The organism is Micromonospora sp. NPDC023814, from assembly GCF_040639595.1.
Lineage (GTDB): Bacteria > Actinomycetota > Actinomycetes > Mycobacteriales > Micromonosporaceae > Micromonospora.
This window is the reverse complement of the sequence record NZ_JBFAAF010000029.1, coordinates 1-11,552: the sequence shown is the minus strand read 5'-3', so window position 1 is coordinate 11,552 and position 11,552 is coordinate 1. Positions and strand designations below refer to the sequence as shown.

Here is an 11,552-nt window from a genome sequence, read left to right as displayed (position 1 = left end):
CACGTCACTGCTTCTCGGTGAACCCGAACTGCACGATGCCCTCGTCGTCGACGGAGGCGTCGACGGAGGCGTCGCCGAGCAGCTCGGCGGCGTCGGAGTCCAGGAAGATACGGGCGCCCTGGTTGTCGACCACGTGGTCGCCGTCGACCGGTTCGGCGACCAGCTCGACGGTGAGCGAGCCCGCCTGGGTGTCGGCGGCGATCCGCACCCCGCCGTCCTCGGCGACGTCCTGCTGGTTGGCGAGGTCTCGAATCACCATCACGGCGTTGTCGGTCATGGTGAGCATGGCGGAACTCCTCGTGGATTCTCGGATACGCGGTGCGGACCGGGATTCGGCCCGCGCACGAGCGCACGTGGGAGGCGATGGAAGGGCGACACGCACATCGCCGTCGCAGGTCGGGGCAGGTGAAAGCCCCTCCACGGCCTACGGTGCCCCCTGCCGGGGGATCCGTCAAATAGAGCGGGATCAGTGCCGGGCGCGGGCCGGCGCGAGCAGTGCCCGGATCTCGCGTACCGCCGCGCGGCCGGCCCGGTTGGCGCCGACGGTGCTCGCCGACGGTCCGTACCCGATCAGGTGGATCCGCTCGTCGGCGACCACCCGGGTGCCGTCCATCGTGATGCCGCCGCCCGGCGCGCGCAGCCGCAGCGGCGCGAGGTGGTCCAGCGCGGCCCGGAAGCCGGTGCACCAGAGGATCACGTCCGCGGGCACGAACCTGCCGTCGTCCCAGGCCACGCCGTCGGGCGTGATCAGGTCGAAGACGGGTAACCGGTCCAGCACGCCGCGCTCGCGCAGCCGGCGCAGCTCGGGCGTGAGCGGCAGCCCGGTCACCCCGACCACGCTGGCCGGCGGGCGGCCGGCGCGGACCGCCGCGTCGACCAGGGCCACCGCCGCCCGCCCCCGTTCGGGGGTGAACTCCTCGTCGCGGAAGTCGGGCGGGCGCCGGGTCACCCAGGTGGTGCCTGCCGCGACGGCGGAGACCTCGGCGAGCAGTTGGACGGCGGACGTCCCGCCGCCGACCACCACGACCCGCCGGCCGGCGAACTCCGCCGGACCCCGGTAGTCGGCGGTGTGCAGCTGGCGGCCCCGGAAGCCCGACCGGCCCGGGTAGTGCGGCCAGAACGGCCGGGTCCAGGTGCCGGTGGCGTTGACCAGGGCCCGGGTGGACCAAGCACCCCCGTCGGTCAGCACGTCCAGCCGGCCGTCGGGCCGGTCGCGCACCTCGCGGACCCGCACCGGACGCCGTACCGGCAGGGCGAACTCGCGCTCGTACGCGGCGAAGTAGGCGCTCACCACCTCGGCCGCCGGCCGGTCGGGATCCGCCGCCGGGAACGGCAGGCCGGGTAGGTCGTGGAAGCCGTGCACCCGGTCGAGCCGCAGCGTCGGCCAGCGGTGTCGCCACGCCCCGCCGGACCCGTCGTCCCCGTCGAGGATCACGAAGCCGTCACCGGGGGCGAAACCGGCACGGCGCAGGTGGTAGCCGGCGGAGAGGCCGGCCTGGCCGGCCCCGATCACCAGCACGTCGACGGAGCGCTCGTCCATGTCGGGTACAACAACGCACGTCCGCTCCGACTGCCCGCCGGGTGGCGTCTCGCCGCTCACACAGCGCGCCGCGCCGCCGGCGCGGTGACGTTCCGGCCCGGGTAGGAACCGGCCCGCCTCGCCCGGAGTCTGATCGACGTACGGGCCGGGCTCGGGCGGGAGGCGGGAATGGGTGGACGGCGGGGATGGCGGGCGCTGCTGCCGGCGGCGGCGCTGGGCGTGCTGCTGAGCGGCTGCACGGGCGTCGGGGTGGCCGAGGCGCCGACCGAGGGCACGGCGTCGTACGAGGCGTGGGGGCTCAACGAGGCGTCGAGCGACCTGAGCGGCGGGGACCGGACGGTGGTGCTCAACGGCGACCTGGAGCACGACAGCAAGGCGTTCTTCAGCGTCGACGGGCGGTGGCGGGCCGACGGGTTCGTGCTGGACGACGCCTCGGCCGAGAAGGTGCGCGCCCTGGCCGGTCGGCTCCCCGACCGGACCGGCGACCCCGAGTGCCGGCGGCTGGTGCTGGTGGCGGAGGGGCTGGTCGACCGGGCGGTCGCCGTCCTCACCCCGGAGGCGTCCGGCGGTCCGGTCACCGCCACGCCACTCGACGGCTGAGCGGAAATTTTCTTTCGGTCGGCAGTCTTCTCTGGCGAATACCTCCGTGGCAGCATCAGCGCATGCATCGTCGTCTCTTCCCCCGGACGCTCGCGCTGGCGGCGCTGGTGGCCGCCGCCGCCACGGCCGGCGCCCCGACCGCCACCGCCGAGGCGCCGACCCCTGCGGCGACCCGCCTGAACGCCACCATCGACGCGATCCTCGCCGACTCCCGGCTGGCCGGGGCGCAGGCATCGGTGGTCGTGAAGGACGCGGCCACCGGCGAGACCGTCTACCACCGCAACGGCGACCGCCGCCTGGTGCCCGCCTCCAACACGAAGCTGCTGACCTCGGCCGCGGCGCTGGAACTGCTCGGGCCCGGGCACCGCTTCGCCACCGAGGTGCACACCACCGGCACCCGGCGCGCGGGCCTGGTCTCCGGCGACCTCTACCTGCGCGGCGGCGGCGACCCGACCATGCTCGCCGCCGACTACGACGCGCTGGCCGCGCAGGTCGCCGCCAAGGGCGTCCGGGTCGTCACCGGCAACCTGGTCGCCGACGACACCCGCTACGACAGCACCCGCCTCGGCCCCGACTGGACCTGGGACGACGAGCCCTACTACTACGCGGCGCAGGTCTCCGCCCTGACCGTGGCTCCCGACACCGACTACGACGCGGGCACCGTCATCGTGCGGGCCGCACCCGGCGCGGGCGCCGGCGCCCGCCCGGTCGTCACCACGACCCCCGCCACCGGGTACCTGAAGATCGACAACCGGGCCCAGACGGTCGCCGACGGGGAGACGTCGATCTCCTTCGAACGGGCGCACGGCGGCAACACGGTCGTTGTCACCGGGCAGATCGCGCTCGGCGACGCGCCGGAGAGCGACTGGGTCACCGTCTGGGAGCCGACCGGCTACGCCGCCGACGTCTTCCGCTCCGCGCTGCGCAAGCACGGCGTGCGGGTGCTCGGCCGCACCGTGCTGGGCCAGGCCACCCCGGAGGAGGCGGCCGAGGTGGGGCGGCACGAGTCGATGCCGCTGGCCCAGTTGATGGTGCCGTTCCTCAAGCTGTCCAACAACGGGCACGCCGAGGTGCTGACCAAGGAGATCGGCCGGGTGCTCTCCGGCACCGGCACCTGGACGGCCGGGCTGACGGCGATCAGCGAGTACGTCGCCGACGCGGGGATGGACACCGGCACGCTGCGCCAGCGGGACGGCTCGGGGCTCTCCCGGCGCAACCTGATCCCCGCCGACGAGTTCGTGGACCTGCTCACCGCCGTCCGGGCCGAGCCCTGGTTCGACACGTGGTACGCCGCCCTGCCGGTCGCCGGCGACCCGGACCGCTTCGTCGGCGGAACGCTGCGCAGCCGGATGCGCGGCACCCCGGCGGCGGGCAACGTGCACGCCAAGACCGGCAGCCTGACGGGCGTCTCCGGCCTCTCCGGCTACGTCACCGACGCCGACGGGCGGGTGCTCGCGTTCTCCATCCTGCTCAACAACTACCTGGCCTCGTCTGTGAAGGGGCTGGAGGACCAGATCGCGATCGCGCTCGCCTCGTACACCGAGAAGGGCGCCGCCGCGGCGCGGGTCGCGCCCCCGACGGCGCCCGACGCCCCCCGGGTCCCCGAGGGCCGGGAGTGCTCCTGGGTGAAACCCGTCGCCTGCTGACGGGCCGGCGGGCCCGGGCCGGGTCCCGCCGACGGGCCGGCGGGGCCGGGTGCGAGGGCCCCGCCGGCGCTCAGGCGCTCAGGCGCTCAGGCGCCCGGGCGCTGCGGCGGCTCGGCGGTCGGGTCGCCGCCGGCGATCAGCGCGGCGATGTCGGCGGGGCGCAGGCCGCGCTTCGCCAGCACCCGGACGCCCCAGCGGTGCAGCCGGCACGGGTGCGAGCTGGCGTCGTTGCGACAGACCGTCCCGCCGGACCAGCTTCGGGGCGCGTGCACCACCACCGCCCGGACGGCGAACTGCGCGTCCTCGGCGGTGACGTACGGCGGCAGCGGGATCTCCCGGAGCACCTCCCCGGAGGGCTCCCCGGCGCCGCGTGGGGCGGGCGGACGGACGGTGCGGGCGATGGTGCTGCTCATCGGTCGAGCCTCCACAGAGGATTGTCGGACGTGGACAGCAGAAAGTTACGACACGGCGAACGCAACGCGACGGACAAACTGTCCCGGAGTCAGCGACCGCAGCCCCGGCACGGGCGCCGGGTACGCAGGTGGTACCCGACCGCCGCGACCCCCAGCCCCCACCCCCACAGCCAGTACGCCGGCTCGGCGACCCAGAAGAACGCGAGCGGATAGCGGCCGTCCCCCGGGTCGAACGTGCCGGTGACCGTCTCGACGGTGAGCTGGGCGAGGCCGAGCCCGAAGTAGCAGACCAGGCCGACGGAGAACAGCGCGGCCGGGACGAGGAGCAGCAGCCGGGGGATCCGCCGGCCGGCGAGCAGCGGCACCCACCCGGGCCAGACCACGCCCCAGGAGTACGCCAGGGCCAGCGGCAGCAGCACGCCCGCGAGCAGGAAGCCCACCTCGAAGGCGACCATCGACGCGCCCTGGCTGAGCGGCATGTCCTCGAAGCCGACCCACACCTGGGCCGCCAGGCGCAGCAGGCAGCCGGCCACCGCCGACCAGGCCGCCGCCCGGGCCCACGTCGGCACCGTCGTCGCCGCCTCGCGCGCCGGGCCCGTGCGCCCGCACCGGCGGCAGTCGCCCCGCAGCCGGTGGCGGTGTTGCAGGACCGCCGCGTGCAGCAGCGCGGCCCCGGCGAGGCAGGCGAGGCGGCTGAGCAGGGCACCCGGGTGGAACGCCGCACCCGGATCGAGGATCAGCAGCCCGACCACGTCCAGCAGCAGCAACGCGCAGGAGAACAGCACCGCCGCACAGACCACCCAGCCGGCGACGGCCAGCGCCGGCCGCCAGGAGCGGGCGGCGGCGAGGCCCGCGCCGACCAGCCCGGCGGCGGCACAGAGCGCCACCGCCCACCAGCCGGTGAAGACCACGAGGTCCGTGTCGAGCGGCGGGAAGGCCGGCGACCCGACGAGGGCCCAGCGCACCCGCACCGCGCCGTAGAGCAGGGCCCAGGCGATCACGGCGTACGGCAGGACCGGGCGGCGCGGGCGGGCGGCGGCGGGTGACGGGGCCGGTGACGGCAGCGTGGTGGTCATGCCGCCAGGCTGCCGTCGTACGTGGCGCGACGGTTCCCCGGCAGGGGTGGACCGGCTCCCCCGCCCGGGGGATCAGCGGGCGGCGCGCTCCCGCAGCCGGGCCGCCGTGCGGCGGGCGTCGTAGTCGGGGGCGACCCCGTCGACGATCAGCGTCGCGCCCGGGATGTGCCGGGTGCGCAGCGCAACGATCTCCTGGTAGGCCGGCGAGTCGTACCAGGCCCGGGCGCGCTCCAGGTCGGGGAACTCCACGATGACCACGGTGCCGGGCCAGTCGCCCTCCTTGACCTCCACCTCGGCGCCGTGCACCCGGAACCGGCCCCCGAACGGGTCCAGCGTGGCCTGGATCCGCTCGATGTAGGTCAGGACGTCCTCGTTGATCTGCGGTGCGTGCAGGTGGGCGAGCGCGAACGCGGGCATGGATCCCTCCCCGTGGGGCCGGTCCGCCCGGCCGGTCGCCGGTGCGGTACGCCGAGTCTCGCGCCGGCGCCCGCCCGGCGTCGATTACCCATGGGGTAACGGCGACCCGCCGCCCCTGCTCAGACGCGGTCGAGCACGACGACCGGGATGTCCCGGTCGGTCCTCGCCTGGTACTCGTCGTACGACGGCCAGATGGCGGCCATCGTGGACCACATCCGCGGCTTCTCCTCGGCCGTCGCGGTACGCGCCCGCGCGGTGAACCGTTCGCCACCCACCTGCACCTCGACCAGCGGCTCGTCGAGCAGGTTCAGGTACCAGGCCGGGTGCTTCGGATCGCCGCCCTGCGAGGCGACCACCAGGTACGCGTCGCCGTCGCGGCCGTAGATGAGCGCGGTGCGCCGCAATTTCCCGCTGCGCCGGCCCCGGGTGGTCAGCAGCAGCGTGAAGACGCCCGGCCGCCACTCGTGGCCCTCGGCACCGTCGGTCTCGACGTACCGCCGGATGTGGTCGGCCACCCAGCCCTGCGGGCTGTCCAGCACCTGCTCGCCCGACGTCATCCGCCCTCCCGTTCGTCCGCGTCGCTCCTCGTTGCGCTCACGCTACCCCCGGGCGCGGCCGGCCACCGGGCGAACGCCGCCGCGCGGCGGCCCGCCGGGGCGGACGCCGCCGCAGGAGTGGTTGCGGGCCGGGTCGCCCGGGCTCGTGCGCGGATCAGTGTCGCCGGCGGCGGTGCAGCCCGCGGCCGGGGTGCCAGCTCTCGATGACCAGGTGGTCCGGCGGATCGCCCACCCGGGTCAGGACCACCTCGGTCAGCTCGATCCGGAACCGGTGCGAGCCGTCGTCGGCGGGCGGCTCCTCGTGCGCCCGGCCGGCGATCTTCGCGTCGCCGTCCCAGGACCGCGGATCGTCCTCGGGAGCGTCCTCCGTCGGGCAGTGCAGCGCCACCCGTGGGTCACGGCGCAGGTCGAGGGCCTTGAGCGCGCCGGCCATGCTGCCCAACCGCAGGTGCTCGGGGCCGAAGTCGAACTCCGTGCCGCTGATCCGGGGCGAGCCGTCCCGGCGCAGCGTCGCCATCGTGCCGTGCTTGCGTACCGCGAAGCGGGCACGCACCCGCTCGGCGAACTCGGGTTCCTCGCGCAGGAGGTCGGACCACCATGTCATGGGGCTCAGCGTGGCAGCCAATCCGGACAACCCGTGGCAGCTTTCCTCAGCGGATCTCGAACCCGAGCGCCTGCGCGATCACCACGGTCTGCTCCGGGTCGACGATCGCCCCGGCCCGCTCCACGACCGTCGGGTCGAGCGCGGTCAGGTCGCTGCCGCGCAGGTCGGCGCCGGACAGCCGGGAGCTGTGCAGTTGCGCGCCCGAGAGGTCCACGCCGGTGACGGTGGCGCCGGTCAGGTTGGCCCCGGTGAGGTCGACCTCCCGCATCCGTACGTCGGTGATCCGCACGCCGCGCAGGTCGGCGCCGGGCAGGGCGACGAACGACCAGTCGCCGCCGGAGACCGTCAACGGCCGCAGGTCGCACTGCGCGAACGTGCTGCCCACCAGCTTGCAGCCGGTGAACTCGGCCTCGAAGAGGTTGCACCGTTGGAAGGTGCACCGGGTGAAGGCCGAGTCGGTGTGCCGGGAGGCGTTGAACCGCACGTTGCCGAAGGTGCACCCGTCGAAGACCGCGCCCTGGCTGACCGCCTCGGTCAGGTCGACGTGGAAGAACGAGCAGCCGACGAAGTGCCGGTCCACCAGTTCCTCGCCGTACCAGTCCTCGTTGCGGAAGGTCGCGTCCTCGGTCAGCTCGGGCATCGGGCCAGGCTACCGACGTCGTACGACATGTGGCCGCCGACTCTTCCGGTGCGGGGTACCGGCTAGTAGGTTCTGCGGCGTGAGTGTGGCACGCAGCATCGACCCGGACCAGATCGGCTTCGACCCGGCGCGCCTGGCGCGGATCGACGAGCACTTCGGCAGGTACGTCGACGACGGCCGGCTCGCCGGCTGGCAGGTGGTGGTCACCCGGCGCGGCGAGATCGCCCACTCGTCGACGTACGGGCTGCGCGACGTCGAGGCGGGGGCGCCCGTCGAGGCGGACACCCTCTGGCGGATCTACTCGATGACCAAGCCGGTCACCTCGGTCGCCGCGATGATGCTCTGGGAGGAGGGCCGCTTCGAGCTGACCGACGAGATCAGCCGCTGGCTGCCCGAGTTCGCCGACCTGCGGGTCTACAGCAAGGGCTCGGCCCTCAAGCCGTACACGGTGCCGGCGATCGAGCCGATCCGGGTCTGGCACCTGCTCACCCACACCGCCGGCCTGACGTACGGCTTCATGCAGACCTCGGTGGTCGACGGCCTCTACCGGGCCGCCGGTTACGACATCTACCCGCCGGCGGACGTCGACCTGGCCACCGCCTGCCAGGCGTTCGGCGAGCTGCCCCTGCTGTTCCAGCCCGGCACCGCCTGGGGCTACTCCGTCGCCACCGACGTGCTGGGCCGACTGGTCGAGGTGGTCTCCGGGCAGAGCCTGGACGCCTTCTTCGCCGACCGGATCTTCCGCCCGTTGGGCATGACCGACACCCACTGGTGGGCCGACGGCGACGCCGCGGACCGGCTCGCCGCGCTCTACGCGCCGGACCCGCGCACCGGCCGCGCGTTCCGCTACGACAGGCTGGGCGGCCTGGCGTACGAGAAGCCCCTGCTCCTCTCCGGCGGCGGCGGCCTGATCTCCTCCGCCGCCGACTACCACCGGTTCACCCAGATGCTGCTGCGCGGCGGCGAGCTGGACGGGGCGCGCCTGCTGGCGCCGCGCACGGTGCGCTTCATGGCCCGCAACCACCTGCCCGGCGGGCAGGACCTGGGGACCCTCTCCACCGGCGGCTTCGCCGAGACCACCTTTGACGGGATCGGCTTCGGGCTGGGTTTCGCAGTGGTGGAGGACCCGATCCCGAGCCGGGTGCCGAGCAGCGTCGGCGAGTACTACTGGGGCGGGGTGGCGAGCACGGCGTTCTGGGTCGACCCCGCCGAGGAGGTCACCGCGCTGCTCTTCACCCAGCTCATGCCGTCGAGCACCTACCCGCTGCGGCCGCAGCTGCGCCAGCTCGTCTACTCCGCCCTGGTCGACTGAGCCGGCCGGGCACGGTCGGATCGCCGGTTACCGCACCGGCCGGGCCACCCGCTCCATAACCTGGGAGGCGGACGGCAACCCGGCGGGCGGGCAGGCAGACGGTCACCGCCCCGGCCGGACGGGGGCGGGAGGCGGTCATGAGCAACATCGTCGTGTTCGGGGCGGGCGGCACCGCGGGCTCGCGGATCACCGCCGAGGCGGTCGGCCGGGGGCACCGGGTCACCGCCGCGGTGCGCCGCCCGGAGGCCACCTCGTACCTGCCGCCGTCGGTCAAGCTGGTCACCGGCGACGCCACCAGCGGGCGGAGCGTACGGGAGCTGGCGCCCGACACCGACGCGATGGTGGTGGCGATCGGTGGCGGGGAGCGCGGCCTCTGGCTCAACGCGGCGCGGACCCTGGTCGGCACCCTGCGGAACCTGCCGGCCGCGCCCCGGATCATCCACGTGGGCGGCGGGTCCACGCTGCTCACCCCGAAGGGCACCCGCTACCTCGACGAGCTGGACTTCCCCGACGAGTACCGCGACGCCGCGCTGGGCCAGGCCGACGCCCTGGACTTCTACCGCTCGTCGGCCGACGGGGTGACCTGGACGTACGTCTCCCCGCCGCCGCTGGAGTTCCATCCGGGCGAGCGGACCGGGCACTACCGCACCGGCGGCGACCAGCCGGTCACCGACGACGAGGGCCGCTCGGTGCTCAGCTACGAGGACCTGGCGGTGGCGATCGTCGACGAGATCGAGACCCCGCGCCACACGAACGAGCGGTTCACCGCCGCGTACTGACGGCGGTTCAGCACCTCCGCGGTGCCGTCGACCCGGCCCGGTCGACCCGGGTGTTCGTCGCGATGCCTGCCACCACCCGTTTCTACCAGTCGGTCAGCGCGGGCGGGGCGCGGCGCGGCCGGCGGCGGGCTGGGCGGGGACCCGGGGGCGGACCGAGGGCCGCCAGGCGCGGCCGTTGGCGTAGATGATCCGGAAACCGAGGTACGACGCGAGGGGCGCCCAGTGCGCCGAGCCCATCCGCAGCTCGGCGGCGTTGTGCCGCTGCCCGTTGGCCAGCACGTCGAGCAGGACGGTTTCGAAGGCGGCCGATTCCACCCAGTCCACTTCCCGGGTGAAACCGCAGATCAGCGCCGCTCCCGTGGCGGCCAGGAAGTCCCGCAGCGCGGCGTCGGAGGCGCGCAGCACGGAACAACTGCCGAAATAGAGCCGCCGACCCTCGCAACGACCGGCCATCAGTTCGGCGACGTCGGCGAGTTCGACGGATTCCCAGTCGGTGAGGCAGAGCCGGCTCGGTTCGCCGTGCATCGCGAAGAAGCCCACCCGGTGGTCGGCGTACTGCTTGAGCAACCAACGGTCGACGAAGTAGAAGAGTTCGTCGCGGGTCGCCGCGTCCTTGTGGATGAAGCGGATCTTCCCGAGCCGTTCGAGCAGTTCGAGGGTGGGCAGGACGGAACCGCGCTCGTTGAGGTCCCGGTGCCACTGGCCCTCGACGCAGAAGACGCCACCGCGCGCCACGCCGCCACCTCCCCCGTTCCCGCCGGCGCTGACGTTACCGCGTCGAACCGCCCGCAGAACATCACCCTCGGTGTCGCCGATTGCGACGCCGCGTGCCGTTCGCGGTTTTCTGCGGCCGGTTCGCAGCGATTGGGCGTTTCGCAAATGGGCCCGATGCCCGGGCAGGACCTAGGAACAGCCAATCGTGAGGACAATTCTCGTTAATTGCCGCCAAAGGGCCTCCCAGGTGCCAGGGTGGAAACGCGGGACGCCCCGGTCGAAGTCCCGAACGCCACCCCAATCGCACTCCTATCGGGAGGACTTCTGTGCGCGTTAACACCCTGAAACGGGCGCTTGTCGCATTCGCCCTGGCGGTGCCGGGAGCCGCGATCGCCACGGTGGTCGCCGCGCCGGCGGCCCATGCCGACGCCTGCTACACGTGGAACCGCAACCTCTACCAGGGGCGCTCCGGCGAGGACGTCCGCCAGCTGCAGATCCGGGTCGCCGGCTGGGCCGGCAACCGGGACATCGTCGAACTCGACGGCCGCTTCGGGCCGAAGACCGCCGCCGCGGTCCGGCGGTTCCAGTCCGCGTACGGGCTGCGGGTCGACGGCGTCGCCGGACCGCAGACGTACGCCAAGCTCTACGAGCTGCAGGACAACGACTGCACCCCGCGGCACTTCAGCTTCGCGGAGATGGACGACGGCTGCGGTCGCGGCGGATGGACCGGCGGCCCGCTGCCGCCCGCCCAGACCCGGCAGAACGCCCTGCAGACGATGTGGAAGCTGGAGGCGCTGCGGCGCAGCCTCGGTGACAAGCCGCTCTACGTGAGCAGCGGCTTCCGCAGCCGCGCCTGCAACGACCAGGTCGGCGGGGCGTCGGACAGCCAGCACCTATACGGCAACGCCGCCGACGTGGTCTCCCGCACCAGCTCGCTGTGCGAGGTGGCCCGGGACGCCCGCAACCGGGGCTTCAGCGGAATCTACGGGCCGGGCTACCCGGACCACGACGACCACGTGCACGTGGACTCGCGGCGGGAGAACGACAGCGACCGCACGCCGAACACCACCAGCTGGTCCGCGCCGGACTGCGGGATCGGCGCCGGCAACGCCCGGGCCAGCCAGGAGCCGGCGGATCGGTAGGACGGTCACGGCGACGCCGGCCCGGGGCGCGGGTGGGAAATTCCCGCGCCTGGGCGCCGTCCCGGAGCCCGGCGGCGACGACCTCAGCCGGTCGGGCGCCCTGTGGTACGCA

14 protein-coding genes are annotated in these 11,552 nt (G+C 74.0%); 5 read left to right on the top strand and 9 right to left on the bottom strand.

The genetic code is table 11. The features are described from left to right. Positions 1 to 4 precede the first annotated feature (4 nt). Together AB0G14_RS17500 and AB0G14_RS17495 are read right to left on the bottom strand one after the other, a co-directional pair. A complete protein-coding gene (locus AB0G14_RS17500) occupies positions 5 to 286 on the bottom strand; it encodes an adhesin (protein WP_357698428.1) in 282 nt (93 codons plus the stop codon). A gap of 180 nt (positions 287 to 466) precedes the next feature. Beyond that, a complete protein-coding gene (locus AB0G14_RS17495) occupies positions 467 to 1,540 on the bottom strand; it encodes an NAD(P)-binding domain-containing protein (protein WP_357698426.1) in 1,074 nt (357 codons plus the stop codon). 168 nt (positions 1,541 to 1,708) lie between these two features. Between AB0G14_RS17495 and AB0G14_RS17490 the strand changes: the two genes are divergently transcribed. Together AB0G14_RS17490 and dacB are read left to right on the top strand one after the other, a co-directional pair. Then, on the top strand, positions 1,709 to 2,140 hold the full coding sequence (locus AB0G14_RS17490; protein ID WP_357698424.1) for a hypothetical protein: 432 nt from the start codon (positions 1,709 to 1,711) through the stop codon (positions 2,138 to 2,140). A 62-nt stretch (positions 2,141 to 2,202) separates the two neighbouring features. Then, positions 2,203 to 3,786, top strand: a complete 1,584-nt coding sequence (gene dacB, locus AB0G14_RS17485; RefSeq protein ID WP_357698422.1) for a D-alanyl-D-alanine carboxypeptidase/D-alanyl-D-alanine-endopeptidase — start codon at positions 2,203 to 2,205, stop codon at positions 3,784 to 3,786. An 86-nt stretch (positions 3,787 to 3,872) separates the two neighbouring features. On the opposite strand, the gene AB0G14_RS17480 is transcribed toward dacB, so the two are convergent. The 6 genes from AB0G14_RS17480 to AB0G14_RS17455 all read right to left on the bottom strand — a co-directional run bounded on the left by AB0G14_RS17480 (position 3,873) and on the right by AB0G14_RS17455 (position 7,493). After that, positions 3,873 to 4,199, bottom strand: coding sequence for a hypothetical protein (locus AB0G14_RS17480; RefSeq protein ID WP_357698420.1), 327 nt, complete (start codon positions 4,197 to 4,199; stop codon positions 3,873 to 3,875). A gap of 89 nt (positions 4,200 to 4,288) precedes the next feature. After that, positions 4,289 to 5,275 (bottom strand): hypothetical protein, encoded by a 987-nt coding sequence (locus AB0G14_RS17475; RefSeq protein WP_357698418.1) that lies wholly within the window; start codon positions 5,273 to 5,275, stop codon positions 4,289 to 4,291. A gap of 72 nt (positions 5,276 to 5,347) precedes the next feature. Then, complete coding sequence (locus AB0G14_RS17470; RefSeq protein WP_357698416.1) at positions 5,348 to 5,692, bottom strand: DUF1330 domain-containing protein; 345 nt, start codon at positions 5,690 to 5,692, stop codon at positions 5,348 to 5,350. Positions 5,693 to 5,811: 119 nt separating this feature from the next. Continuing rightward, positions 5,812 to 6,249: a nitroreductase family deazaflavin-dependent oxidoreductase gene (locus tag AB0G14_RS17465; RefSeq protein ID WP_350676869.1), complete on the bottom strand. Its 438-nt coding sequence runs from the start codon at positions 6,247 to 6,249 to the stop codon at positions 5,812 to 5,814. A 154-nt stretch (positions 6,250 to 6,403) separates the two neighbouring features. Then, positions 6,404 to 6,853 carry a pyridoxamine 5'-phosphate oxidase family protein gene (locus AB0G14_RS17460; protein WP_357698413.1) on the bottom strand — a complete coding sequence of 150 codons (450 nt, stop codon included), beginning with the start codon at positions 6,851 to 6,853 and terminating at the stop codon, positions 6,404 to 6,406. A gap of 46 nt (positions 6,854 to 6,899) precedes the next feature. Beyond that, positions 6,900 to 7,493 carry a pentapeptide repeat-containing protein gene (locus tag AB0G14_RS17455; RefSeq protein WP_357698411.1) on the bottom strand — a complete coding sequence of 198 codons (594 nt, stop codon included), beginning with the start codon at positions 7,491 to 7,493 and terminating at the stop codon, positions 6,900 to 6,902. A 79-nt stretch (positions 7,494 to 7,572) separates the two neighbouring features. Between AB0G14_RS17455 and AB0G14_RS17450 the strand changes: the two genes are divergently transcribed. Together AB0G14_RS17450 and AB0G14_RS17445 are read left to right on the top strand one after the other, a co-directional pair. After that, complete coding sequence (locus tag AB0G14_RS17450; protein WP_357698409.1) at positions 7,573 to 8,805, top strand: serine hydrolase domain-containing protein; 1,233 nt, start codon at positions 7,573 to 7,575, stop codon at positions 8,803 to 8,805. A 137-nt stretch (positions 8,806 to 8,942) separates the two neighbouring features. After that, the gene (locus AB0G14_RS17445) at positions 8,943 to 9,584 is read left to right on the top strand and encodes an NAD(P)H-binding protein (protein WP_357698406.1); all 642 of its coding nucleotides are present in this window, start codon (positions 8,943 to 8,945) and stop codon (positions 9,582 to 9,584) included. 93 nt (positions 9,585 to 9,677) lie between these two features. Here AB0G14_RS17445 and AB0G14_RS17440 read toward each other — a convergent pair whose 3' ends face one another. Further along, complete coding sequence (locus AB0G14_RS17440) at positions 9,678 to 10,319, bottom strand: hypothetical protein (protein ID WP_357698404.1); 642 nt, start codon at positions 10,317 to 10,319, stop codon at positions 9,678 to 9,680. A gap of 305 nt (positions 10,320 to 10,624) precedes the next feature. Here AB0G14_RS17440 and AB0G14_RS17435 point away from each other — a divergent pair, with 305 nt between their 5' ends. After that, the gene (locus AB0G14_RS17435; protein WP_357698402.1) at positions 10,625 to 11,440 is read left to right on the top strand and encodes a D-Ala-D-Ala carboxypeptidase family metallohydrolase; all 816 of its coding nucleotides are present in this window, start codon (positions 10,625 to 10,627) and stop codon (positions 11,438 to 11,440) included. Positions 11,441 to 11,552: the final 112 nt, after the last annotated feature.

Bases quoted from the DNA above. Each gene is read 5' to 3' on its own strand.
- AB0G14_RS17500 (WP_357698428.1), bottom strand. From the start codon at position 286: ATGCTCACCATGACCGACAACGCCGTGATGGTGATTCGAGACCTCGCC.
- AB0G14_RS17495 (WP_357698426.1), bottom strand. From the start codon at position 1,540: ATGGACGAGCGCTCCGTCGACGTGCTGGTGATCGGGGCCGGCCAGGCC.
- AB0G14_RS17490 (WP_357698424.1), top strand. From the start codon at position 1,709: ATGGGTGGACGGCGGGGATGGCGGGCGCTGCTGCCGGCGGCGGCGCTG.
- dacB (WP_357698422.1), top strand. From the start codon at position 2,203: ATGCATCGTCGTCTCTTCCCCCGGACGCTCGCGCTGGCGGCGCTGGTG.
- AB0G14_RS17480 (WP_357698420.1), bottom strand. From the start codon at position 4,199: ATGAGCAGCACCATCGCCCGCACCGTCCGTCCGCCCGCCCCACGCGGC.
- AB0G14_RS17475 (WP_357698418.1), bottom strand. From the start codon at position 5,275: ATGACCACCACGCTGCCGTCACCGGCCCCGTCACCCGCCGCCGCCCGC.
- AB0G14_RS17470 (WP_357698416.1), bottom strand. From the start codon at position 5,692: ATGCCCGCGTTCGCGCTCGCCCACCTGCACGCACCGCAGATCAACGAG.
- AB0G14_RS17465 (WP_350676869.1), bottom strand. From the start codon at position 6,249: ATGACGTCGGGCGAGCAGGTGCTGGACAGCCCGCAGGGCTGGGTGGCC.
- AB0G14_RS17460 (WP_357698413.1), bottom strand. From the start codon at position 6,853: ATGACATGGTGGTCCGACCTCCTGCGCGAGGAACCCGAGTTCGCCGAG.
- AB0G14_RS17455 (WP_357698411.1), bottom strand. From the start codon at position 7,493: ATGCCCGAGCTGACCGAGGACGCGACCTTCCGCAACGAGGACTGGTAC.
- AB0G14_RS17445 (WP_357698406.1), top strand. From the start codon at position 8,943: ATGAGCAACATCGTCGTGTTCGGGGCGGGCGGCACCGCGGGCTCGCGG.